Source organism: Streptomyces sp. NPDC048484, assembly GCF_040651415.1.
In the GTDB taxonomy this organism is placed as follows: domain Bacteria; phylum Actinomycetota; class Actinomycetes; order Streptomycetales; family Streptomycetaceae; genus Streptomyces.
Genome location: NZ_JBEZJY010000005.1, coordinates 38,780 through 60,305, shown reverse-complemented (window position 1 = coordinate 60,305; position 21,526 = coordinate 38,780). Strand labels below are relative to the sequence as shown.

The following is a 21,526-nucleotide window of genomic DNA, read 5'->3' as shown; positions in this document are numbered from 1 at the left end:
AGCGTCGTGGCTGGTCGCGCCCACGCGGCGGAGCCGCACCTTGGCACAGCCGCGCGCCCCTGACGGGGCACCCCTAGGCCCCTCTGCCCTCCAGCTCATGGCGCAGGTCGTCCAGCTCGTTGCCGCCCGCCATTTGGCGGGTCAGTTCGTCCAGGGTGATCTCGTCGCGGGTGTGGTTGCCGACCATCGCGCCGCGTTTGAGGAGGACGAAGCGGTTGCCCACGAGGTACGCGTGGTGGGGGTTGTGGGTGATCAGAACAACACCCAGGCCAGCGTCCCGTGCCGCGGCCACATATTTGAGGACCACTCCGGACTGCTTCACGCCCAGAGCCGCGGTGGGCTCGTCCAGGACGAGGACCTTGGCGCCGAAGTGGACGGCGCGGGCGATCGCCACGCACTGGCGCTCACCGCCCGAGAGGGTGCCGATGGGCTGGTCTACGTCGCGCAGGTCGATTCCCATGCGCAGGAGTTCCGTGTGGGTGGTGCGGCGCATGAGGTCGACGTCCAGGCGCTTGAAGGGGCCGGAGCCCTTCCGTGGTTCGGAGCCGAGGAAGAAGTTCCGCCAGACCGGCATCAGGGGGACGACGGCGAGGTCCTGGTAGACCGTGGCGATACCGCGGTCCAGGGCCTCCCTGGGGGACGCCGGCCGGGTGTCCTCGCCCTCGATGCGGAAGGTTCCCGTGTCGTGCTGGTGCAGCCCGGCGATGATCTTGATCAGGGTCGACTTGCCGGCGCCGTTGTCGCCGAGGACACAGGTGATCTCACCCGCGTGGACCTCCAGCGAGACGCCCTCCAGGGCGCGGATGTTGCCGTAGTACTTACTGACGTCGTCGAGCTCGACCAGGGGCGTGCGCTCAGCGGACCCCGTGGCCGCCGGGGCCGCCGTGGTCACTTTGATCCCGGGGGTCGCCGTGATCTCGGGGGGCTGCGTCATGTCGTGGCCTCCGCGCGCTTGCGGACCCAGGCGTTCAGCAGGGTCGCGAGGAGCAGCATCGCTCCCAGGAAGAACTTGAACCAGTCGGGATTCCACTCGGCGAACACGATGCCCTTGTCGGTCATGCCGAAGATCAGCGCGCCGACCGCCGAGCCGATGGCGGAGCCGTAGCCGCCGGTGATCAGACAGCCGCCGATGACGGCCGCGATGATGTACGTCAGCTCCTTGCCGACGCCCTCGCCGGACTGCACGGCGTCGAAGGAGAAGAGCAGGTGCTGTCCGGCGATCCAGGCGGCGAGGGACACTCCCATGTAGAGGCCGATTTTGGTCCTCACGACCGGGACGCCGACCGCGCGGGCCGCCTCTTTTCCGCCACCGACCGCGAAGATCCAGTTACCGACGCGGGTGCGCAGCAGGATCCAGGAGGCGATGGCCACCAGGCCGAGCCACCACAGGATGGTGACCTTGAAGTCGACGCCGCCGACGGTGAGGACGGACGCGAAGACGGCCTTGGCGGACGAGAAGCCCTCCATGTCGGCGATCGTCTTCGTGGAGACGGTGCCGCTGATCAGCTTGGTGAAGCCGAGGTTCAGGCCGGTCAGCATGAGGAAGGTGCCGAGGGTGATGATGAAGCTGGGCAGCTCGGTGCGCGTCAGCATGAAACCGTTGAAGAACCCGATCGCGAGGGTGACCAGGAGCGACACCCCGACGCCCACCCAGATGTTCGCGGTCATCTGGTAGCTGAACATCGACGAGATCAGCGCGGACGAGGTCACCATGACGCCCGCGGACAGGTCGAACTCGCCGCCGATCATCAGCAGCGCGACGGGCACCGCCATGATGCCGATCGTGGAGGCCGCGTACAGCACGGTGCTCAGACCGGCGGCTCGTACGAAGCTGTCCGCGACCAGTGCGAAGAAGAGGAAGACGGCGAGCGCGCCGACCACCGAGCCCAGCTCGGGGCGCCCGAGCAGCCTGCGCAGCGGCGAGGTCCTCAGCAGCCGTTCGTCCGCCGTGGGTGCCGTCGCCATCACCGGGTCCCCCGCTCCGTGTACTGCTTCAGCTCGGCGGCCTGGTCCTTGGTGATGATCTGCGGTCCGGTGAGGACGGGCCGGCCACCGCCGAGCGTGTCGGCGTTGTACTTGTGCAGCCAGAGCAGGTCCACGGCCTCGTACCCCTGGAGGTACGGCTGCTGGTCGACGGCGAATCCGAGGGTGCCGTCCGCCAGTGAGGCAGCCACCTTGGCGTTCAGGTCGAAGGTGACGACCTCGGCCTCGCTGCCCGCGTCCTCCCGGGCCTTCACCGCGGTGTCCGCGTAGGGCGCGCCGAGCGTCACGACGGCGTCGACGGACGGGTCGGCCTGGAGCTTGGCACCGACGGAGGACTGGACGGCCGACATGTCGGTGCCCTCGACGTACAGGTTCCGCACGGTGCCGTCGAAGGTCTTCTTCACACCCGCGCAGCGCTGCTCGTGGCCGACGTTGCCCTGTTCGTGGAGGACGCAGAGGGTCTTTTTCCGGCCACGCCTGTTCAGCTCGTCCCCGACGGCCTCACCGGCGATCGTCTCGTCCTGGCCGACATGGGTGAGCGCGCCGAATGCCTTGGACTCCTCGGAGCCGGAGTTCACGGTGATCACGGGGATGCCGGCCTTCGCGGCGCGTGCGACCGCGCTCCGCATGGCTGCGGGCTTGGCCAGTGTGACGACGATGCCGTCGACGCCCTTGTCCACGGCGGCGTCCACGAGCTGCGCCTGCTGCTGGCCCTCGTCGTCGTGCGAGTACAGGAACTTGATGTTGTCCTTGGCCGCGGCCTGCTCGGCGCCACTCTGGACGATGTCCCAGAAGGTGTCGCCGTCACCCGAATGGGTGATCATGGCGACGGTCCAGCGGGGCGTGTCCACCGCGGCCCCGCCCTGGGCCGACGCCGCTTTGCGGGCGTCCTCGGCGCGCTTGCCGCCGGTGCTGCTGCACCCGGCCAGGGACGCGCTCAGCGCCCCCGCCACCGCGATGCTCACCCAGGTCCGAAACCGTGCCACGAGGCTGTGCCCTTCTTGGTATCTGATACATGGAACGACCAAGTATCGAATACGGAGCGAAGGATTCCGTACAGCGGGGCCGTCGGCGCCGCCGCGTGATCACGTGCGGGGGTACCCGAAAGCGGCACTGGGGCCTGCGGAGTCGTACCAGCTCAGGGGCGCACGAGCAGTTGGAACTCGAAGGAGTAGCGCGACGCGCGGTAGGTGTGGGAGCCGAACTCGACGGTGCGGCCCGTGTCGTCGAAGGTGGTGCGCTGCATGGTGAGGAGGGGGGCACCCGCGGACTCGTCGAGGCGCTCGGCCTCCACGGCCGTGGCGGCGCAGGCGCCGACGGACTGGCGGGCGCTGTGCAGTGTGATGCCCGCGACACGCATCAGCCGGTACAGACCGGTGGCTTCCAGCTGTGAGCTGTCGAGGTCGAGCAGGCCGGGGGGAAGGTGATTGCAGAGGTACGCCATCGGCTCGCCGTGGGCCAGCCGCAGCCGCTCCACCCGGTGTACTTCGCTGCCCTCCGCCACCGCCAGGGAGGCCGCCACCTCGGCCGACGCCGGAACGACGGTGTTGACGAGGACGCGGGTCGCGGGACGCTGACCGGCCGCCTCCAGATCGTCGTAGAGGCTGCTCAGCTCCAGCGGGCGTTTGACCTGGCTGTGCACGACCTGGGTGCCGACACCCCGACGGCGCACGAGGAGACCCTTGTCCACCAGGGACTGGATGGCCTGGCGGACCGTGGGCCGGGACAGACCGAGGCGTCCGGCGAGCTCGATCTCGTTGCCCAGCAGGCTGCCCGGCGTCAGAGCACCCCGCTCGATCGCCGCTTCGAGCTGCTGAGCCAGCTGGAAGTACAGCGGCACCGGGCTGGTCCGGTCGACGCTGAGCTGGAGCGGCGCGGTCGGGTCCACATCTGGTTTGGGCACGCGCCCGAGCGTAGCTCCGGCGCATGATGACGGGAAGTTGTGAGGTTCGATTGTCCGGACAAAGAGTTGACAGGGTGTAGGATTCGCCCTCAACTTTGTCCCATGCGCATCGGACTCATCGGGACGGGTCGTATCGGTACATTTCATGCGACCGCCCTCAGCCGCCACCGCGAGGTGGGCGGCTCCCTCATCGTCACGGACGCGGACCCCGCACGAGCCCGCCGGCTCGCGGACCGTTTAGGTGCCACCGCGGCACCAGGCGTGGACGAGATCTTCACCTGGGGTGTGGACGCCGTGGTCATCACCGCGGCGACCTCGGCACACGGCGAACTGATCGGCCGGGCGGCCCGGGCCGGACTGCCCGTGTTCTGCGAGAAACCCATAGCCCTCGATCTGGCGGGCACCCTCACGGCCATCGCGGAGGTCGAAGCCGCCGGAACGATCCTGCAGATGGGTTTCCAGCGACGCTTCGACATCGGCTACACGGCCGCGCGCGAAGCGGTGCGCTCCGGCCGGCTCGGCCGGCTGCACACCGTGCGCGCGATGACCTCCGACCAGTCGCCGCCGTCGGCCGCGTATCTGCCGCTCTCCGGCGGGCTGTACCGGGACACCCTCGTGCACGACTTCGACATGCTGCGGTGGGTCACCGGGCGTGAGATCACCGAGGTCTACGCGATGGGGTCGGACGCCGGGCCCGAGATGTTCCGCCAGGCCGGCGACATCGACACGGCGGCAGCGGTCCTCACACTGGACGACGGCACGCTCGCCACGGCGACGGCGACCCGGCTGAACGGCGCCGGATACGACGTACGCATGGAGCTGGCCGGGGAGCTGGACCAGATCGGGTGCGGGCTCGACGACCGCACACCGATCGCCTCCACGGAACCGGCGGGGCCGCCCGCCGCGACCAAGCCGTGGACGGGGTTCCTCGAACGGTTCGGGCCCGCGTACGAGGCCGAGCTGCACGCGTTCGTCGAGGTGGTGCGCGGGGAGCGGGCCAACCCGTGCGACGGACGCGAGGCGCTGCACGCGCTGCGGATCGCGGAGGCCTGCGAGCTTTCACGGCGCGGGCGCCGGTCGGTCCCTCTGGCCGAGATCCCGGGCGGCCGGGACTGACGCCCCCACCTGGTGGAGGGCTGCCTACGGGTGCGTGGCCGTCCGCGGCGCCGTCGTGGCTGGTGGCGCCCACGCGGCGGAGCCGCACATGTCGCAGCCCCGCGCCCCTGAAGGCCGGGGCTGCGCCCCGGTACAGCACTCAGCGGTCGTCCTCCTCCAGAAACCCCGCGTCATACGTCAACAGGGCAATCTGCACGCGGTTGTTGAGGTCGAGCTTGGCGAGGATGCGGGAGACGTGCGTCTTGACCGTGGCCACGCTCATGAAGAGTCCGGCCGCGATCTCGGCGTTCGAGCACCCGCGGCCGACGGCCACGGCGACTTCGCGTTCGCGGTCGTTGAGCGCGGCGACGCGCGTACGGGCAGTCGTGCGCCGGGTGTCGGGCGCGGCGCCCGCGGCGTGTTCCATCAACTGCCGGGTCACGGTGGGCGACAGCACGGGATCGCCGGCCGCGACCCGGCGCACGGCGTGCAGGATCTGCGCGGGCGGGGTGTCCTTGAGGACGAACCCGGCGGCGCCCGCGCGCAATGCCCGAAGCACCTGGTCGTCGGCGTGGAACGTGGTGAGCACGATGACCTGGGGCGCCTCCTTGCGGCCCCGGAGCCGTTCCGTGGCGGCCAGTCCGTCCACCGTCGGCATCCTGATGTCCATGAGCACGACGTCGGGGCGGGTGCGGTCCACGAGTGCCTCGACCTCGCTGCCGTCCGCGGCCTCGCCCACGATCTCGAGGTCTTCGGCGCCGCCCAGCATGAACGAGAGGCCGGCTCTGACCAGCGGGTCGTCGTCGACGAGGAGCAGACGGATCGGAGTCATGCGCCTACCGTAGTGACGCTTGCCCACCGGACCGCACCCTTTTCCCCGGCTCGCGCGCCGGAGCACGACGCGGCTCGCGCCCCGCCCGGGCTCCGGCGTGCCCGGCTACGGCTAGGTCCACAGGCTCTCAGTCCCAGAGCAGCCACGCGTGTACGAGGAAGCCGCCGTCCTTGTCGGGCCCGTGCCGCAGGTGCCCGCCCGCGAGTGTGGCCCGCTCGGTGAGCCCGATGAGACCTTGCCCCGAGCCCGGGACATGGGGGACTTCGCCGGGCGGCGCCGGGTTGCGTACGGAGATGGTGAGCCCGGTGCCCGGTCCCCCGGACACGGTGACCGTGACCTCCGCGCCAGGGGCGTGTTTGCGGGCGTTGGTCAGGCACTCCTGGGCGATGCGGTACGTGGTGCGGCCCACCGAGGCGGGGACGGCCGCCGCGTCGAAGACCCGGTTGTCGAACGTGACCTTCATGCCGGCCGCCCGGCTCTCGGAGATCAGTCCCTCCAGGGCGGCGAGGGTCGGCTGTGGCCGCCCCGACTCGTCGTCGTCCCCGGCGGCCCGGAGCACCCCGATGATCTCCCGCAGATCCTGCAGGGCCTCGTGCGCGCTCTCGCGGATCACCCCGGCGGCCCGCGCCACCTCCGCCCGTGGGGCGTCCGGCCGGATCTCCAACGCGCCGGCGTGCACGCTGAGCAGGGTCAGCCGGTGGGCGAGGACGTCGTGCATCTCGCGCGCGATCGCCTCCCGGGCCAGTATCTGGGCCTGCTCGGCCCGCAGCGCCGCCTCCGTCTCCGCCCGCCGCGCACGGTCGCGCAGGCTGAGCATGAGCTGCCGCTTGGATCGCGCGAGCATCCCCCAGCCGGCCACCGCGGCGGTCAGCAGCACGCCGAGACCCACGACCACGATGTACGGGAGGTCGGAGTCGGGCCGCAGCCAGGAGAAGACGGGGAGCAGCGCGAGATTCGCGCCGCCCGTCCAGGCGACGTACTTGAAGGGTCTGTGCACGGCGAGCGTGAACAGGGCGACCAGTCCCGCGCCACCCGCGGTGTTCGAGATGAAGCAGACCGGAACCATCGCCACGGCGAGGCCCACCGGCCAGCGCCTCCGGAGCCAGACGGCCGCGCAGGCGAAGGCGCCGAGCCACTGGTCGAGGGCCTCCAGGGCGTACGGGATGTTCGGGTCGCCGTCCGTCTGGTCCGCGCCGAGCAGGCCCACCCCGACGGCGAGCAGGAAACAGGCGAAGTCGACGGCCCAGTCCCGCGCGGTGCGCCGGGGGCGGCCCTTACGGTCGGTGTGGTCCGGGTCGAGCTCCGAGGTGACTGCCGAGGGCAGAAACCACCGGCGCACCAGGGGGCTCGCGGAATTCGGCGGCGGCACGGCATTGCTCACAGTCGGCAAATCTACGTATCGTCGCCCGCCCGCGCCGCTCCTGTCGCCCGATCAGCTACCAAAGTCAGGGACACACCAGACTTTCGACGCGGCCCTGGCCACCACCGAGGACTTCCGTCGGTCGGGCCTCGCCCCGCGGCCGATGAACGCGGGAGTGTCCGGGGCGAGCATCCTCGTATGAAGCGAGTTCTGGAGTTCCTCGGTGTGATCGCCCTCGTGCAGGGCGTGGTCGGGCTGGTGCACCAGTTCACCGGCCGGATGCGTGACTGGGGCCTCGTACAACGACTCGGCTTCCTCGACGGCCGCGAGATCTACGGGAGCGCGGCGTTGCTGGTGCTGTCGTTCGCGCTGTTCGCGGCAGCCGAGAGCCGGAAGTCCGGCTGAGCGGCGCGCGCTGCCTCGCCACCCGCGGGGCGGTCGGAGCAGGGCACGCTCCTGCGCGGCCTCTACGCGCTCTCGTCGGGGAGTTCGTACGTGCCGTACTCCGGGCGGCCGGCCAGGTCGTACGTGTGGATGGCCACGCCCGTGCTCGTGACGCGCGCCGCGGTGTGCTTGAAAGCGGTCGGCAGGCCGCCGTCGGCGAAGAGGCGGCGGCCCGTGCCGAGGACGACGGGGAACGACAGCAGGTGCACGGTGTCGATGAGGTCGAGCGCCAGGAGGGACTGCGCGAGGGCGGCGCTGCCGTGGATCTGGAGCTCCCCCTCGGTCCTCTCCTTGATCTCGGTGACCTCCTTGGCGAGGTCGCCGCCGATCACGGTGGTGCCGGTCCAGCCGGGCTCCGTGAGGCTCGACGAGGCGACGTATTTGGGCAGGGAGTTGAGCTTGTTGGCGACCGGGTCGGCCGGGTCGGTCACCTTGGGCCAGTGCCCGGCGAAGATCTCGTAGGTGCGGCGGCCGAGCAGGAAGGCGCCCACGCCGGCGAAGACCTCGGTCATGAACTCCATGAAGTCCTCGTCGCCGTACGGGACGCTCCAGCCGCCGTGCTCGAAGCCGCCGCCGCGGTCCTCGTCGGGGCCGCCCGGCGCCTGGTGGACGCCGTCGAGGGTGAGGAACGAAGTAAGAGTGAGCTTGCCCATGACGGGTTCCTTCTGTCGCGATGAGGTGTCCTGCCATCAGTTCCGACTCTCCGGACGCCCGCAACTCATCGGTGATGTCCGTACTCGTCACTCATCCGTGAGTTCCGTGTCCATTTGCCGCCAGCGTCCCTGGGCCGGGGCCGCTGGAATGGACCCATGACCTCACAGATGACGGCACAAGTGACGACACACATGACGATGAACGCAACGGTGGCCCTGGTGACCGGCGGCAGTCGCGGGATCGGTGCGGCAACGGCCGTACGGCTCGCCCGGGAGGGTGCGGACGTGGCGCTCACCTATGTGAGCGACAAGGACGCCGCGGACGAGGTCGCGGGCCGTATCCGGGCGCTGGGGCGGCGGGCGCTCGTCCTGCGCGCGGACTCCGCCGACGCGCAGGAGGCGGCGGAGGCCGTGGACCGTGCCGCGGAGGGGCTCGGCGGCCGCCTCGACGTACTGGTGAACAACGCGGGCGTCGGGCTGCTCGGCCCGCTGGAGAGCCTCTCCCTCGCCGAGATCGACCGGGTTCTCGCCGTGAACGTACGCGGTGTCTTCCTCGCCTCGCAGGCGGCGGCAGCCCGGATGGGGCGCGGCGGGCGGATCATCACCATCGGTTCGTGCATGACGCAGCGCGTGCCGGGGCCCGGCGGCACGCTGTACGCCACCGGGAAGTCGGCCCTCATCGGGCTGACGAAGGCCCTCGCGCGGGAGTTGGGCGGGCGCGGGATCACGGCGAACATCGTCCACCCCGGGCCGGTGGACACCGACATGAATCCGGCGGACGGGCCGTACGCGGCCGGGCAGGCCGCGATGACCGCGCTGGGCCGGTTCGGGAGGGCGGAGGAGGTGGCGTCCGCGGTGGCGTATCTGGCGGGGACGGATGCCGGATACGTCACCGGGGCGGAGTTCTCCGTGGACGGGGGGCATGCGGCCTGACCCGCCCGAAGGGTTTCCACCCCCGCCGGACGGGCGAACGATGGACGGGCGAACCCTGGAAGGGTGAACCGCGGACGGGTGAACCGCGGACGGGCTGAAAGCTCAGCCGCCGAGTTCCTGATGCCGGGCGGCCAGCCGTGCCGCACCGTCCTCCGTCAGGGCGCCGAAGAGCCTCAGGCGGGAGATGCCGCCGTCCGGGAAGATGTCCACGCGCGCGTGCGTGGCCACAGCCGGGGAGGTGAGGACGAACCGGTGGTTCGTGTCGGGCTGGAGACGAGTCCGGGGCACGGCCTGCGTCCACTCGCCGTCCGAGCCGTCGCGCACGGAAACGGACGCCCAGCCGGCCGCGTTGCCCTTCAGACAGGCCGTGTCGATCTCGATCGCGCGGATCTCGGACCGGGCGACGAGCTGGTAGCGGATCCAGTCGTGGCCCTGGTCGCGCCGCCGCCGTGTCTCCCAGCCCTCGTCCATCGTGTGGGAACGCCCGGGCCGGATGGTGTTGGTGGCGGGCGAGTAGAAGCGGTTGGACGCGTCCTCGACCTGGCCGCCGTTCTCCAGGGCGACCACGTCGAAGGTGCCGAGGACCGACAGCCACCGTGGGTCCGGTACGACCTCGCCGTACACACGAAGGCGCGCGATGCCGCCGTCGGGGTGCTGGTTGACCCGGACATGGGTGATGCGCTGCTCCACGTCGACGGCGAACCCGTTGGCCGCGTGGCCGCCAACCTCCGTGCGCGGCACCAGGGTTGTCCACTTGGTGTCGTCCGCGAGGAGTTGCTCGGGCGACGGGGAACCGGTCATCGAGGCCCCCTCGACGGACACGGCCTGCGGGTGGTTGCCGCGGAAGTGGGCGGTGTCGACGACGATGCCGCGTACGACGCCGGGGGCGCCGAGGCGCACGAGGGCCCAGTCGTGGTCGTCGGCGGTGGGCCACGGGCGTCTGGCGGAGGAACCACGTCGGCGCCGGGTCTCCCAGCCGTCCATGATCTTGCCCTTGTGCCCGAAGCGCTCGGGGTCGAACTCGGCCCGCCCGGGCAGCAGCAGGTTCTCGCGCTGGGCGAAGAACTCGTCGTTGGCAGCGATGACCCCTGCGCCGAGCTGCCGGTCGGCGAGGTTGGCGTACCGGGTGAAGGGGAAGTCGGCGGTGCGGTGGTCCGCGTACGGGTCGCCGCCTCCGTAGGGGTTCGCGTCGCCGGTGAAACGAGCCAAAGCGGGTCGATGCTGCTCCGTCACTGTGATCAGGTCTTCCTTTCGAGGTCGGTCTCTGCGGGGGCGGGGCCGGAGGTCGGGGCCGGGGCGTTCAGGGACTGCTGCCTGCCTACCGTCGACGGGACAGGAGTCGGCCGGTCGGCGCGGCGAACTCGCCCCCGGTCATGACCCGTTCGCCGCGCAGCCAGGTGGACCTCACGACGCCGTGCAGGGTCCGGCCCGCGTACGCGGTGATCCGGTTACGGTGCTGGAGTGCGGCGGGATCGACGGTGAAGGTCTCGTCGGGTGCGAGGACCGCGAAGTCCGCGTCCCGGCCGGCCTCGATGGCGCCCTTGCGATCGTCGAGGCCGACCAGCTGCGCCGTGCGCGAGGACATCCAGCGGACCACGTCCTCCAGTCCGTGTCCGCGCCTACGGGCCTCGGTCCAGACGGCCGACAGGCTGAGCTGGAGCCCGGAGATGCCGCCCCACGCGGTGGCGAAGTCGTCGGTCTTCAGCTCGGCGGTCGACGGTGAGTGGTCTGTGACCACGCAGTCGATCGTGCCGTCGGCCAGCGCCTGCCACAGCAGGTCCTGGTTCGCGGCCTCACGGATGGGCGGGCAGCACTTGAACTCGCTCGCCCCGTCCGGGACTTCCTCGGCGGTGAGGGTCAGATAGTGCGGACAGGTCTCCGCCGTGACGCGTACACCCTCGCGCTTGGCGGCCGCGATCAGCGGCAGCGCGTCGCTGGACGACAGATGCAGGACGTGCACACGTGCGTCGAGGCGCTTGGCCTGCGCGATGAGGTTCGCGATGGCGGTGTTCTCGGCGCCGCGTGGCCGCGAGGCGAGGAAGTCGGCGTACTTCTGGCCGCTCTTCTGGGGGGCAGACGCGAGGTCGTGCGGATCCTCGGCGTGCACGATCAGCAGCCCGCCGAATCCGGCGATCTCCGTGAGGGACCGGGCGAGCCGGTCCTGGTCCAGCTCGGGGAACTCGTCGACCCCGGAGGGTGACAGGAACGCCTTGAAGCCGAAGACTCCCGCGTCGTGCAGCGGCCGCAGGTCCTTGACGTTGTCGGGCAGTGCGCCGCCCCAGAAGCCGACGTCGATGTGGGCCTTGGAGCGGGCGGCGTCCTCCTTGGTACGGAGGTGGTCGACCGTCGTGGTCGGCGGAAGGGAGTTGAGCGGCATGTCGACCAGCGTCGTGATGCCGCCGGCCGCCGCGGCGCGGGTGGCGGTCCAGAAACCCTCCCACTCCGCGCGGCCCGGATCATTGACGTGTACGTGGGTGTCGACGAGCCCGGGCAGCAGGACGTCGTCACCGAAGTCCTCCAGCCGGGCCCCGGCCGGCACCTCGGCGTCGTGCGCGAGCACGGCCGTGATCTTCCCCCGGGTGACGGCGACCGAGGCCGCGCGCGTTCCCTCAGGAGTGATGACGCGCGTCGAGCGCAGAACCAGTTCGACCAAGCCGTCGCCGGACACCGGGACCCCTTTCCATGCCGGACGCCATGCCGGATGCCACGTCTGTCGCCATGCCGGACGCCTCCTCCCGCCGTTTACCTCCACGTAACGGAATTCAACGTTCTGTTGAAGGAGTCTTCACTCCACACTCCGCGCCGTCAAGAGGTGACCCTTCCAACGCCCCTGCGGGCGACTCCCACTATCTTTTTCCACTCAGCGGAAATATACTTCCGTAAGGCAGAACTTAGCCACACGCGACCGTGCAGTCAACCAACTGCCGGGTAGGCTTCCCACCTGCCTGCCCGCCTGAAAGGACCGCGCCCGTGCCGACGTCCAGCGCCAGCGACACCCCTGCCGATGTCGCCGCCAAGCCGGCTGCCGCCAGCGGTGGCGTCCAGTCTCTTGAGCGCGCCTTCGACCTGCTGGAGAGGATGGCGGACGCCGGCGGTGAGGTCGGCCTGAGCGAGCTGTCCGCGAGCAGCGGGCTGCCGCTGCCCACCATCCACCGCCTGATGCGCACGCTCGTGACCTGCGGTTACGTACGCCAGCAGACCAATCGGCGGTACGCGCTCGGTCCGCGACTGATCCGTCTCGGCGAGACGGCGAGTCGACTGCTCGGCACCTGGGCCCGCCCCTATCTGGCCCGCCTGGTCGAGGAGACCGGCGAGACGGCGAACATGGCACTGCTCGACGGCGACGAGATCGTGTACGTGGCACAGGTGCCGTCCAAGCACTCGATGCGGATGTTCACCGAGGTGGGCCGCCGGGTACTGCCGCACTCCACGGGCGTGGGCAAGGCCCTGCTCGCCCACATCCCGGCCGACGAGGTGCGCGCCCTGCTCGCCCGCACGGGCATGCCCGCCGCGACGGACAAGACGATCACGACTCCGGACGGCTTCCTCAGCGCGCTCGAAGAGGTACGCCGCACCGGCTACGCGGTGGACGACAACGAGCAGGAGATCGGGGTCCGCTGCCTCGCCGTCCCTGTCCCCAACTCCCCCACCGCCGCGGCGATCTCGATCTCCGGACCGGCGGGTCGTGTCACGGAGACGGCCACGGAGCGCATCGTGCCCGTGCTCCAGCAGGTCGCGGTGGAACTGTCGGAGGTACTGGCGAGTTCCGGCCCGGCGGCCTGAGCGACACCGCTCGACGACCGGCCCGCTCGGCCCGCTCCATCCGACCGGCCCGCTCGGTCTGCTCGGCGAGAGAACTGTCCGGCGGACTCAGTGGTGCGGCGACTCTCCGAAGAGCTCGACCGCGCCGCGTACGGCGGCGAGCGCCGCGGTCAGCGCGCTGACCGAGCCGATCGCACCGGCGACCAGGAGAAGCGAGCGACGCAGGCGCGGAATCTCGGGGGTTCCGCCGCCTGCCATCGCGGCGAGCGCCGCGAGTTCGTCCTCCGCGATGCAGCGGTCCGGGAACTCGGCCGGATGCGCGGCGAGTTCACGCCGCAGCCTGGACACGGCGGTCTTCAGCTCCGCCACCCTCGGATCCTCGTCACTGCCGGTCACTGGCCTCTGCCCCAAGCTCCGCAACACAGCTCTCCCCCTCGCACGCCGCTGCGCGCACCCCATCGCCACTACCCCGCCCGACCGTCCCATGGCGCTGGTCGGACGCCGGGGACGCGGGCCAGTAAACGCCACCTCGCGCGGTGGGCGCCACTCCGAGGGCCGAAATTCAGTCCGCAGACATCCCGTTCTCGCTCACGGGTCCGGTATGCAGGAGGAATGACGGACAACCACGAACAAGTGGCCGGACTGCTCCTCGCCGCCGGCGGCGGCCGGCGCCTCGGCGGACGACCCAAGGCCCTCCTCGAACACCGGGGGCGCCCCCTGGTGGAGTACGCGGCCGGAGTTCTGCGCACGGCCGGGTGCACCCGCGTCCACGTGGTCCTGGGGGCGCGGGCCGACACCGTACGGGAGCGGGCGGTCCTGCCGGGATGCGTGCTGGTGGACAACCGGGACTGGGAGGAGGGCATGGGCTCCTCGCTGCGAGCCGGCCTGGAGTCCCTGCGGGACACGGGAGCCCGGGCCGCCCTGGTCTCACTGGTCGACCAGCCCGGCATCGGCCCCGAGGCGGCGGCCCGGCTCCTTGCCGCCTACCGGTCCCCCGCGACGCTCGCCTCGGCCTCCTACGAAGGGAGGCGCGGCCACCCCGTCCTGCTCGGCGCCGACCACTGGACGGCCATCGCCGCGACTGCGACCGGCGACCGGGGGGCACGCGCCTATCTGAAGGCGCACGCGGACGCGATCACGCTGGTCGAGTGCGCGGACGTGGCGCGGCCCTTCGACATCGACACGGTGGCGGACCTCGTCCACCTCGAACGGCACTGAGCGCCACTTTTGCTCGATACAGAGAATCTCGACGTCAACAAATCATTGAACTTCCACCATGAGGAAACTACTATCCACTGCTCAGAAGCGTCTCACCTCTCCACAGACGCTCACCGCCGCACCCGGTCGACTGGCACCCCGTGCCACGCTCGCTGAAGGAAGTGACAGCTCATGTCCGCACCAGCGCCGTCCCCGCTGGCCATCGTCGACGCCGAGCCCCTGCCCCGGCAGGAGGAGGTCCTCAGCGACGAGGCCCTCGCCTTCGTCGCCGAGTTGCACCGGCGGTTCACACCCCGGCGTGACGAGCTTCTCGCCCGGCGCGCCGAGCGCCGCGCCGAGATCGCCCGTACCTCCACGCTCGACTTCCTCCCGGAGACCGCCGCCGTCCGCGCGGACGACTCCTGGCGCGTGGCCCCGTCGCCCGAGGCACTGAACGACCGCCGTGTCGAGATCACCGGGCCCACCGACCGCAAGATGACCATCAACGCCCTCAACTCGGGCGCCAGGGTGTGGCTCGCGGACTTCGAGGACGCCTCCGCGCCCACCTGGGAGAACGTGATCCTCGGCCAGGTGAACCTGGGCGACGCCTACACCCGCTCCATCGACTTCACGGACGAGCGCACCGGCAAGTCGTACGCGCTGAAGGCGCCGGAGGAACTGGCGACGGTCGTGATGCGCCCGCGCGGCTGGCACCTCAACGAGCGCCATCTCGTCGACGCCGACGGCGCTCCGGTCCCGGGCGCGCTCGTCGACTTCGGCCTGTACTTCTTCCACCAGGCGCAGCGGCTGCTGGACCTCGGCAAGGGCCCGTACTTCTACCTCCCGAAGACGGAGTCGCACCTGGAGGCCCGCCTCTGGAACGAGGTGTTCGTCTTCGCACAGGACTACGTCGGCATCCCGCAGGGCACCGTCCGCGCGACCGTCCTGATCGAGACGATCACGGCGGCGTACGAGATGGAGGAGATCCTCTACGAACTCCGCGACCACGCCTCGGGGTTGAACGCGGGCCGCTGGGACTACCTCTTCTCCATCGTCAAGAACTTCCGTGACGGCGGGCGGAAGTTCGTCCTGCCGGACCGCAACGCGGTGACGATGACGGCCCCGTTCATGCGCGCGTACACCGAACTGCTCGTCCGCACCTGCCACAAGCGCGGGGCGCACGCGATAGGCGGCATGGCGGCGTTCATCCCGTCCCGGCGGGACGAGGAGGTCAACAAGGTCGCCTTCGAGAAGGTCAAGGCCGACAAGGACCGTGAGGCGGGCGACGGCTTCGACGGCTCCTGGGTCGCGCACCCGGACCTGGTGCCCATCGCGATGGCCTCGTTCGACTCGGTCCTGGGCGACCGGCCGAACCAGAAGGACCGGCTGCGCGAGGACGTCGACGTGAAGGCCGCCGACCTCATCGCCGTCGACTCCCTCGACGCCAGGCCCACGTACGACGGACTCGTCAACGCCGTCCAGGTCGGCATCCGTTACATCGAGGCCTGGCTGCGCGGTCTCGGTGCCGTCGCGATCTTCAACCTGATGGAGGACGCGGCCACGGCGGAGATCTCGCGCTCGCAGATCTGGCAGTGGATCAACGCGGGCGTCGAGTTCGAGCACGACGGGAGCACCGTGAAGGCCACACCCGAGCTGACCCGCGAGATCGCGGCCCGGGAGCTGGCGGACCTCCGCGCCGAGCTGGGCGAGGAGGCCTTCGCGGCCGGCCGCTGGCAGCAGGCTCACGACCTGCTGCTGACGGTCGCGCTCGACGAGGACTACGCGGACTTCCTGACGCTGCCGGCGTACGAGCAGCTGGCCGGCTGAGCGGGCCGCGCCGCACGCATTACCTCTCCGGGTGGCCCAGCGATTTTCCCCGGGCCACCCGGTCGCGTACCGGACGCTTCGCGGCCGTCATCCGAGGTGTGCCGACCAATCCTGTTCCGCCGCCGGCTGTCCGTGCAGGTCGGGGACCCGCTTGAGCCAGTTCGGCCGGCCCTGCCGGGTCTTCGCGGCCCGGTGGACGTCCTCGTCCGCGAGCTGTTCACGGGTGGGGAAGTCCGTGGGAAGCCAGTCCGCGGAGGCCCTGACCCGGGCGAGAAGGTAGCCGACGTACGCCTCGCGGACCTCGTCGGGGGTCGCGTGACCCGGCTCGTCGGCGAGCCAGGCGTCGGGCACCTGCGCGGTGATCGCGCGCAGCAGTTCCTCCGTCACCCTGGGCGCGAGTTCGGCGTCCGCCGCGCGTGTGTCGGGAGTGTGGCCGCCGAGCGCGTGCCGCCGGAAGTCGTACGCCTTCTGCGGCGACGACGCGTCCCAGCGATGGTGGAAGACCAGGGCGGCGCCGTGGTCGATCAGCCAGAGCTTCGCAGGCGCGACGCCGAGCGTGGGCCAGATCATCAGGTTCGAGCTGTGCGTCGTGCGGTCCACGTTGACCGTCAGCGCGTCCAGCCAGACGATCCGGCCCGCCTCCAGCGGGTCCACGTCGAACGCCTTCGCGACCTCCGGTGTGAAGTCCCGGGCGCCCGACAGATAGTCCATGCCGAGGTTGAGCCCGGCGCTGGCCCGGAGCAGGTCCTGGACCTCCTGGTGCGGTTCGTGCTCGGCGATCGCGGGATCGAAGTGCACCAGCACCAGCTCGGGAAACCGCAGCCCCAGAGCGCGCGCAAGCTCGCCCACGATCACCTCGGCGACCAGCGCCTTGCGCCCTTGCGCGGAGCCGGTGAACTTCACGACGTAGGTGCCCAGGTCGTCGGCTTCCACGATCCCCGGGACGGAGCCGCCTGCTCGCAGAGGTTCGATGTAGCGGGTTGCGGTGACTTCTCTCAGCATCTTCTCAAGCCACCTGCCTCATAGACCTTGCACTCCTTGCTTCCGGTGCTTCCGGTGCTTCCGGTGCTTCCGGTGCTTCCGGACGGCCTCTGGCATGAAGTGAGCATAGTAACCGAGGGTGATCGCCGACGAGGAGTGCCCGACCGCAGTGGCGTTGCCGAACCGTGGCCGTGGTGTAGCCCGCTACACCACGGGTTCGGGAGGACGTTCCCTCGTGTCGGCGAGCGGGCGACGGGATCGTGGTCGGCAGAGATCGCAAGACACCAGTCGTCCCCAGCCCGAAGAAAAAGTTCGTGGGTGGCCTCGTCGCAAGCACCACCTCCGGTACCGTCCTCGACGGCACGCAGAAGGACGTGGCTACCTACACCGGTATCGCCGTCTCCATGCTGGCGGGCTCTCGCATTGCGAAGAAGCCGACGATCAAGGCGTTCCTGTCGAAGTCGTCGACGCTCTGGTTCTTGTTCCTGTTCAACGGTGTCGTGGCGACGGTCTGCTACCTGGCCATGGACGACGTGAAGGGGATCGCAACCGCCGTCGGCATGGGCCTGGTCTCGCCGGCCGCGGATGCGGCCGAGCAGACCGAAATCGCGCAGGTGTCCGACGCGAAGGCATAATGCCCCGCGCGCCGGACGCCCGCCCGTCACCGACTGCCCGCCCGTCACCCACCGCCAGGTGGTCACCGTCCCGCTCTCGCGGGAGGCGACCACCTGGCGCCTGTGCACCCGCTCCGTTTCACTGTTCCACCAGCAGCCATTGAGGAGTCATCGATGACGACAGCCACGTCACGCGAGTCGGCAGACGGCTCCGCCGAGCCCATAGCGCGGACCCACGCCGGTGCGGTGCGCGGGCGCCGGGAAGGCGGCCTGGCCGTCTTCCGCGGCATCCCGTTCGCCGAGCCGCCGGTGGGGGACGCGCGGTTCCAGGCGCCTCGCCCCGCGCGCGCCTGGGACGGGACACGGGACGCGTTCGCCTTCGGTCCGCCGCCCCCGCAGGAGGCGGGAATCCAGGGCCGCGCCCTCTTGCTGGACGCGCCCACGGGCGACGACTGGCTGACGGTCAACGTCTGGACACCCGCCCCGGACCCGGCCGCCCGACGCCCGGTGATGGTGTGGATCTACGGCGGCGCCTACAAACTCGGCCATTCCGGCAGCCCCGGCTACGACGCCCGGCGCATCGCCCGCGACGGCGGTGTGGTCGTGGTCACTCTCAACTACCGGGTCGGCGTCGAAGGCTTCGCCCGCATCGACGGGGCGCCCGCCAACCGTGGCCTGCTCGACCAGGTCGCGGCCCTGGAGTGGGTACGGGAGAACATCACGGCGTTCGGCGGCGACGCCGGTCAGGTCACCGTCTTCGGCGAGTCGGCCGGAGCCGGATCGGTCGCCTCGCTGCTGGCCATGCCGAGCGCGGCGGGACTGTTCCGGCGGGCCATCGCGCAGAGCGTGCCCGGCACGTACTTCTCGGACGAGCTGGCCCGGGACATCGCGGCCGCCATCGCCGCCGAGGCGGGCCTGCGACCGACGGTCGCCGACCTGTCCACCGTGGACCCACGCCAACTGCCCGCCGCCGGAGAGGCGTTGGGCACCAAGATGCACCAGTACCAGGAAAGGTGGGGGCAGGCCGCCCCCACCCAGACCCCCTTCTCCCCCGTCGTCGACGGCGAGGTGCTGCCGACCACTCCCTGGCAGGCTCTGGCGGCCGGCTCGGCACGGGACGTGGAGCTGATCGCCGGGCACAACAAGGACGAGTTCCGGCTGTTCGTCGCGCTCGGCGGGCAGCTCGGGAAGATCACCGACGAGGAAGCGGCGGCGGCACTGCGCACGTTCGGACCGGGGCCGGACGGTGAACGGGCCTATCGCGCAGCCTTCCCGGACGCCTCGCCCGGCGAGCTGTACGAACGGGTCCATACCGACTGGCTGTTCAACATGCCCTCGCTGCACCTGGCCGAGGCCCAGGTCGCCGGGGGCGGTCGCGCGCACGTGTACGAGCTGACCTGGCCGGCCCCGGGCAACGGCGGCGTCCTGGGCGCCTGCCACGGCCTTGACATACCGCTGCTGTTCGGCACGTTCGACGCCGACCTCGGCGCGCTGCTGTTCGCCGGCTCCGAGCCCTCGCCGGAGGCCAGGTCGCTGTCGTCCCGCTTCCGTGCTGCCTGGACCGCGTTCGCCACGACCGGCGACCCGGGCTGGCCCTCGTACGACACCGAGCAGCGGCTGGTCCAGGTCCTCGACGCCGAGCCGCAGGTCACCACCTATCCGGAGGAAACCTCCCGACGCCTCTGGCACGCCCACACCTTCCGCGCGCTGCCGCTGATCAGCTGACGGGCCGTCGCCGCGACGACACGCACACCTACGAGTTGTTCAGATACGCCAACACCGCCAGCACCCTGCGGTGCCCGCTTTCGCTCGGCGGCAGGCCCAGCTTCAGGAACTCGTTGCCGATGTGTTTGCCGACCGAGCGTTCCGTGACCACCAGAGTGCTGGCGGTGGAGGAGCAGTGCGGGCAGCACCTCGGGGCCGCTGCCCGCCACGGCCACCACCTCGTGCCCGGCCGATGTCAACAACAGCACCAGGCCCTCCCTGAGCAGGGCGTTGTCCTCGGCAATCACCACACGCACGGCAGCTCCACTTCAATCACGGTCGGCCCCCCTACGGGACTGGTGAGCAGCAGCGTTCCATCGAGCGCGGCGACCCGGCGGCGCATACCGAGCACGCCGGACCCACTCGCCGCCGTCACGGAGTCGGCAGCAGGGACGATGACGTCGGCCCCGCCCCTGCCCTCGTCCCGGACACAGACCGTCAGCCCGCCGGACGTGCGGGTGAGCCGGACCTCGACCCGCTCCGACCCGCTGTGCTTCGCCGCGAGCGACAGTGGAGCAGGCCTTCCACCTCGCCCTCCCGCCGGGAGCCGCCGGGAGAATCGTCGCTAGTGCCGCCGGCGACAAATCCTCCGCTCGGAGTCCCGATCAGGCGTCCGGCACGCGCAGGGGGTTCGGGACGGGCAGATAGCGTGCGTCCGCGCCGTCCGCTCCCGTCCAGCGCAGCAGCAGATTCGTCTTGCCGGGCAGGGTCGGGGCCCGGAGAAGTTCCGCCGTCTCGGGCAGTTCCGCGGCGTACCGCGTCAGTTCCCGCCGCACGGGGCCCCACGGGTCCAGCCACGGGTGCCGCTCCCGTAGCGCCTCCGCGATCTCCAGCAGGTTGTTCACGACCAGGCAGTACACCAGCCGCTCCCAGCCGGCCGCCCGTGTCACGTCCGGCAACAGCTTCACGCCCTCGGCGTCCCGGAACAACGCCTGCACCGGCATACCGTCGCCGTCCTCGGCCACCACGGTGTTCTGCAGATGCGCTTCGAGTACGACCCCGTAGCGGGCGAACAACTCCAGTGCGGGTGGCACGACTTGGCGCAGATAGGCCGTCCACCAGGCGGCCGGATCGGCGAGCGTGTCCAGGGGGTTGCCGTCGAAGCCCGCCATGCCGTCGGGTTCGTGGGGACCTCCCGTACCCTCCGTCAGCGCGGCCGCCAGAAAGGGAGTCGAACCGGGGGTCACATGCTCGCCCAGGCCGTCACGCACGAGGACGGCCAGCTCCTCGAAGGCGAAGTCCGCCGTGCGGTAGCCGCGGTCGCTCAGCCAGGCCGCACCACCGACCAGGGCACGGAAGGCCGACGTCACCGCGGCGTCCGTACGGCGCAGTGCGAGCAGATCGTGACGCCAGAGACGCCGGATGTCGTTGGTGATGCGGACGTCGAGGCTGAACTTCACGAAGAGGTCGGCGCCGGGGACGTACAGGGTGCGGACGGCCGCCGTCGGCCAGGCGGTCCCCGTGGAGGGACCGAGTCGTACGAGGCGGCCGTCGGCGAACGCCTCGCGGATCTCCGGGCGGGTACCGACGAGGTCGAGTTGCCACGGGTGGGCGGGAAGGAGGCGGTAGCCGTCGGGAGCTTCGCCCAGCGCGTCCAGGGCCCTGGTGTCGCCGTCCTCCACGCAGGCGTCCTCGCGCAGGCCCAGCAGTACCAGCGGGAAGTGGGCGTACGCCTCCGGGGCGTACGGGAGCCAGCCGGTGACCGGGCCGCCGCCGCGCGCCTTGGGGGCGGGGTGGTGGGGATGCCCTGTGATCAGGGACTGCTCGGAGCGCCGGTACGGGTCGGCAGGCGGGACGACGCCCTTCCTGGCCGCCAGGATCGCCGCCACCGCGTCCCGGCTGTCGGTCATCTCGGCGGGGAGTTCGGAGTTGGACAGGCCGGTGCGCAGACGCAGTTCATCGGCGGTGAGCCCGACCAGTTCGGCGTGGCCGAGCGGCTGCCAGGCGCCGTCGGCGAACAGCTCCGGATCACGGGGCCTGCGCCCGTCGCGCACCCGCAGGAGCCGCCCCCCGGCCGGCAACCGGTACACCCGCCGTCGGCCCGGCCCGGCCGGCCCCGGCTCGGGCTCGCCGATCTCCCGCAGCAGACAATTGAGCAGCGGCGCCGACGCGTACACGTCGGCTGCTTCGGCGCCGCTGTCACTGGGCCGCACCGGCCTCATCGGCTGCATCGGCTGC

21 protein-coding genes and 2 pseudogenes are annotated in these 21,526 nt (G+C 70.9%); 8 read left to right on the top strand and 15 right to left on the bottom strand.

Going from position 1 to position 21,526, the window contains the following annotated elements; genetic code table 11:
• Nucleotides 1-73: 73 nt before the first annotated feature.
• The 4 genes from AB0D14_RS06535 to AB0D14_RS06520 all read right to left on the bottom strand — a co-directional run bounded on the left by AB0D14_RS06535 (nt 74) and on the right by AB0D14_RS06520 (nt 3,871).
• On the bottom strand, nt 74-934 hold the full coding sequence (locus AB0D14_RS06535; protein ID WP_362775485.1) for an ATP-binding cassette domain-containing protein: 861 nt from the start codon (nt 932-934) through the stop codon (nt 74-76).
• A complete protein-coding gene (locus AB0D14_RS06530; protein WP_362775483.1) occupies nt 931-1,965 on the bottom strand; it encodes an ABC transporter permease in 1,035 nt (344 codons plus the stop codon). The genes AB0D14_RS06535 and AB0D14_RS06530 overlap by 4 nt, the downstream gene beginning before the upstream one ends.
• On the bottom strand, nt 1,965-2,969 hold the full coding sequence (locus AB0D14_RS06525) for a sugar ABC transporter substrate-binding protein (protein WP_362775481.1): 1,005 nt from the start codon (nt 2,967-2,969) through the stop codon (nt 1,965-1,967). The genes AB0D14_RS06530 and AB0D14_RS06525 overlap by 1 nt, the downstream gene beginning before the upstream one ends.
• A gap of 152 nt (nt 2,970-3,121) precedes the next feature.
• A complete protein-coding gene (locus tag AB0D14_RS06520) occupies nt 3,122-3,871 on the bottom strand; it encodes a GntR family transcriptional regulator (RefSeq protein WP_362775797.1) in 750 nt (249 codons plus the stop codon).
• A gap of 117 nt (nt 3,872-3,988) precedes the next feature.
• Between AB0D14_RS06520 and AB0D14_RS06515 the strand changes: the two genes are divergently transcribed.
• Nucleotides 3,989-5,002: a Gfo/Idh/MocA family oxidoreductase gene (locus AB0D14_RS06515; RefSeq protein WP_362775480.1), complete on the top strand. Its 1,014-nt coding sequence runs from the start codon at nt 3,989-3,991 to the stop codon at nt 5,000-5,002.
• A gap of 139 nt (nt 5,003-5,141) precedes the next feature.
• Here AB0D14_RS06515 and AB0D14_RS06510 read toward each other — a convergent pair whose 3' ends face one another.
• Entirely contained in the window at nt 5,142-5,813 is a 672-nt protein-coding gene (locus AB0D14_RS06510; RefSeq protein ID WP_362775478.1) for a response regulator transcription factor, read from the bottom strand.
• Nucleotides 5,814-5,940: 127 nt separating this feature from the next.
• Nucleotides 5,941-7,194, bottom strand: coding sequence for a histidine kinase (locus AB0D14_RS06505; protein WP_362775476.1), 1,254 nt, complete (start codon nt 7,192-7,194; stop codon nt 5,941-5,943).
• 177 nt (nt 7,195-7,371) lie between these two features.
• Here AB0D14_RS06505 and AB0D14_RS06500 point away from each other — a divergent pair, with 177 nt between their 5' ends.
• Nucleotides 7,372-7,578 (top strand): hypothetical protein, encoded by a 207-nt coding sequence (locus tag AB0D14_RS06500; RefSeq protein WP_362775474.1) that lies wholly within the window; start codon nt 7,372-7,374, stop codon nt 7,576-7,578.
• Between the two features lie 62 nt (nt 7,579-7,640).
• On the opposite strand, the gene AB0D14_RS06495 is transcribed toward AB0D14_RS06500, so the two are convergent.
• Nucleotides 7,641-8,270: a dihydrofolate reductase family protein gene (locus tag AB0D14_RS06495; RefSeq protein WP_362775472.1), complete on the bottom strand. Its 630-nt coding sequence runs from the start codon at nt 8,268-8,270 to the stop codon at nt 7,641-7,643.
• A 192-nt stretch (nt 8,271-8,462) separates the two neighbouring features.
• Between AB0D14_RS06495 and AB0D14_RS06490 the strand changes: the two genes are divergently transcribed.
• Nucleotides 8,463-9,203 (top strand): 3-oxoacyl-ACP reductase family protein, encoded by a 741-nt coding sequence (locus AB0D14_RS06490; RefSeq protein ID WP_362775471.1) that lies wholly within the window; start codon nt 8,463-8,465, stop codon nt 9,201-9,203.
• Nucleotides 9,204-9,305: 102 nt separating this feature from the next.
• Here AB0D14_RS06490 and alc read toward each other — a convergent pair whose 3' ends face one another.
• Both alc and allB read right to left on the bottom strand, forming a co-directional pair.
• Complete coding sequence (alc, locus tag AB0D14_RS06485; protein WP_362775469.1) at nt 9,306-10,412, bottom strand: allantoicase; 1,107 nt, start codon at nt 10,410-10,412, stop codon at nt 9,306-9,308.
• A 109-nt stretch (nt 10,413-10,521) separates the two neighbouring features.
• Nucleotides 10,522-11,871 (bottom strand): allantoinase AllB, encoded by a 1,350-nt coding sequence (allB, locus tag AB0D14_RS06480; protein ID WP_362775467.1) that lies wholly within the window; start codon nt 11,869-11,871, stop codon nt 10,522-10,524.
• 302 nt (nt 11,872-12,173) lie between these two features.
• On the opposite strand from allB, the gene AB0D14_RS06475 reads away from it, so the two are divergent.
• Nucleotides 12,174-12,986 carry an IclR family transcriptional regulator gene (locus tag AB0D14_RS06475; protein ID WP_362775466.1) on the top strand — a complete coding sequence of 271 codons (813 nt, stop codon included), beginning with the start codon at nt 12,174-12,176 and terminating at the stop codon, nt 12,984-12,986.
• A gap of 87 nt (nt 12,987-13,073) precedes the next feature.
• Here the strand turns inward: AB0D14_RS06475 and AB0D14_RS06470 are convergent, their stop codons facing one another.
• A complete protein-coding gene (locus AB0D14_RS06470; RefSeq protein WP_362775464.1) occupies nt 13,074-13,388 on the bottom strand; it encodes a DUF5955 family protein in 315 nt (104 codons plus the stop codon).
• A gap of 189 nt (nt 13,389-13,577) precedes the next feature.
• Here AB0D14_RS06470 and AB0D14_RS06465 point away from each other — a divergent pair, with 189 nt between their 5' ends.
• Both AB0D14_RS06465 and aceB read left to right on the top strand, forming a co-directional pair.
• Nucleotides 13,578-14,183, top strand: coding sequence for a nucleotidyltransferase family protein (locus tag AB0D14_RS06465; protein ID WP_362775462.1), 606 nt, complete (start codon nt 13,578-13,580; stop codon nt 14,181-14,183).
• Between the two features lie 171 nt (nt 14,184-14,354).
• Entirely contained in the window at nt 14,355-15,989 is a 1,635-nt protein-coding gene (gene aceB / locus AB0D14_RS06460) for a malate synthase A (protein WP_362775461.1), read from the top strand.
• Between the two features lie 87 nt (nt 15,990-16,076).
• On the opposite strand, the gene AB0D14_RS06455 is transcribed toward aceB, so the two are convergent.
• A complete protein-coding gene (locus tag AB0D14_RS06455) occupies nt 16,077-16,991 on the bottom strand; it encodes a HipA family kinase (protein ID WP_362775459.1) in 915 nt (304 codons plus the stop codon).
• A 293-nt stretch (nt 16,992-17,284) separates the two neighbouring features.
• Here AB0D14_RS06455 and AB0D14_RS06450 point away from each other — a divergent pair, with 293 nt between their 5' ends.
• Together AB0D14_RS06450 and AB0D14_RS06445 are read left to right on the top strand one after the other, a co-directional pair.
• On the top strand, nt 17,285-17,605 hold the full coding sequence (locus tag AB0D14_RS06450; RefSeq protein ID WP_362775457.1) for a hypothetical protein: 321 nt from the start codon (nt 17,285-17,287) through the stop codon (nt 17,603-17,605).
• A 153-nt stretch (nt 17,606-17,758) separates the two neighbouring features.
• Nucleotides 17,759-19,309 carry a carboxylesterase family protein gene (locus AB0D14_RS06445; protein ID WP_362775456.1) on the top strand — a complete coding sequence of 517 codons (1,551 nt, stop codon included), beginning with the start codon at nt 17,759-17,761 and terminating at the stop codon, nt 19,307-19,309.
• A gap of 28 nt (nt 19,310-19,337) precedes the next feature.
• On the opposite strand, the gene AB0D14_RS06440 is transcribed toward AB0D14_RS06445, so the two are convergent.
• The 4 genes and pseudogenes from AB0D14_RS06440 to AB0D14_RS06425 form a co-directional block, all read right to left on the bottom strand.
• Nucleotides 19,338-19,460, bottom strand: a complete 123-nt coding sequence (locus AB0D14_RS06440; RefSeq protein WP_362775824.1) for a hypothetical protein — start codon at nt 19,458-19,460, stop codon at nt 19,338-19,340.
• Between the two features lie 58 nt (nt 19,461-19,518).
• Nucleotides 19,519-19,605: pseudogene (locus AB0D14_RS06435) on the bottom strand (DNA-binding response regulator); the annotation flags it as partial.
• Nucleotides 19,593-19,859, bottom strand: a pseudogene (locus AB0D14_RS06430) (ATP-binding protein); the annotation flags it as partial. The pseudogenes AB0D14_RS06430 and AB0D14_RS06435, both read right to left, overlap by 13 nt.
• Before the next feature lie 94 nt (nt 19,860-19,953).
• A complete protein-coding gene (locus AB0D14_RS06425; RefSeq protein ID WP_362775454.1) occupies nt 19,954-21,519 on the bottom strand; it encodes an IucA/IucC family protein in 1,566 nt (521 codons plus the stop codon).
• Between the last annotated feature and the right edge of the window lie 7 nt (nt 21,520-21,526).

What these genes read in the sequence shown, in the direction of transcription:
- AB0D14_RS06535 (WP_362775485.1), bottom strand. Translation starts at nt 934, where the DNA reads ATGACGCAGCCCCCCGAGATCACGGCGACCCCCGGGATCAAAGTGACC.
- AB0D14_RS06530 (WP_362775483.1), bottom strand. Translation starts at nt 1,965, where the DNA reads ATGGCGACGGCACCCACGGCGGACGAACGGCTGCTGAGGACCTCGCCG.
- AB0D14_RS06515 (WP_362775480.1), top strand. Translation starts at nt 3,989, where the DNA reads ATGCGCATCGGACTCATCGGGACGGGTCGTATCGGTACATTTCATGCG.
- AB0D14_RS06510 (WP_362775478.1), bottom strand. Translation starts at nt 5,813, where the DNA reads ATGACTCCGATCCGTCTGCTCCTCGTCGACGACGACCCGCTGGTCAGA.
- AB0D14_RS06500 (WP_362775474.1), top strand. Translation starts at nt 7,372, where the DNA reads ATGAAGCGAGTTCTGGAGTTCCTCGGTGTGATCGCCCTCGTGCAGGGC.
- AB0D14_RS06495 (WP_362775472.1), bottom strand. Translation starts at nt 8,270, where the DNA reads ATGGGCAAGCTCACTCTTACTTCGTTCCTCACCCTCGACGGCGTCCAC.
- AB0D14_RS06490 (WP_362775471.1), top strand. Translation starts at nt 8,463, where the DNA reads ATGACGATGAACGCAACGGTGGCCCTGGTGACCGGCGGCAGTCGCGGG.
- AB0D14_RS06465 (WP_362775462.1), top strand. Translation starts at nt 13,578, where the DNA reads ATGACGGACAACCACGAACAAGTGGCCGGACTGCTCCTCGCCGCCGGC.
- aceB (WP_362775461.1), top strand. Translation starts at nt 14,355, where the DNA reads ATGTCCGCACCAGCGCCGTCCCCGCTGGCCATCGTCGACGCCGAGCCC.
- AB0D14_RS06455 (WP_362775459.1), bottom strand. Translation starts at nt 16,991, where the DNA reads ATGCTGAGAGAAGTCACCGCAACCCGCTACATCGAACCTCTGCGAGCA.
- AB0D14_RS06445 (WP_362775456.1), top strand. Translation starts at nt 17,759, where the DNA reads ATGACGACAGCCACGTCACGCGAGTCGGCAGACGGCTCCGCCGAGCCC.
- AB0D14_RS06425 (WP_362775454.1), bottom strand. Translation starts at nt 21,519, where the DNA reads ATGCAGCCGATGAGGCCGGTGCGGCCCAGTGACAGCGGCGCCGAAGCA.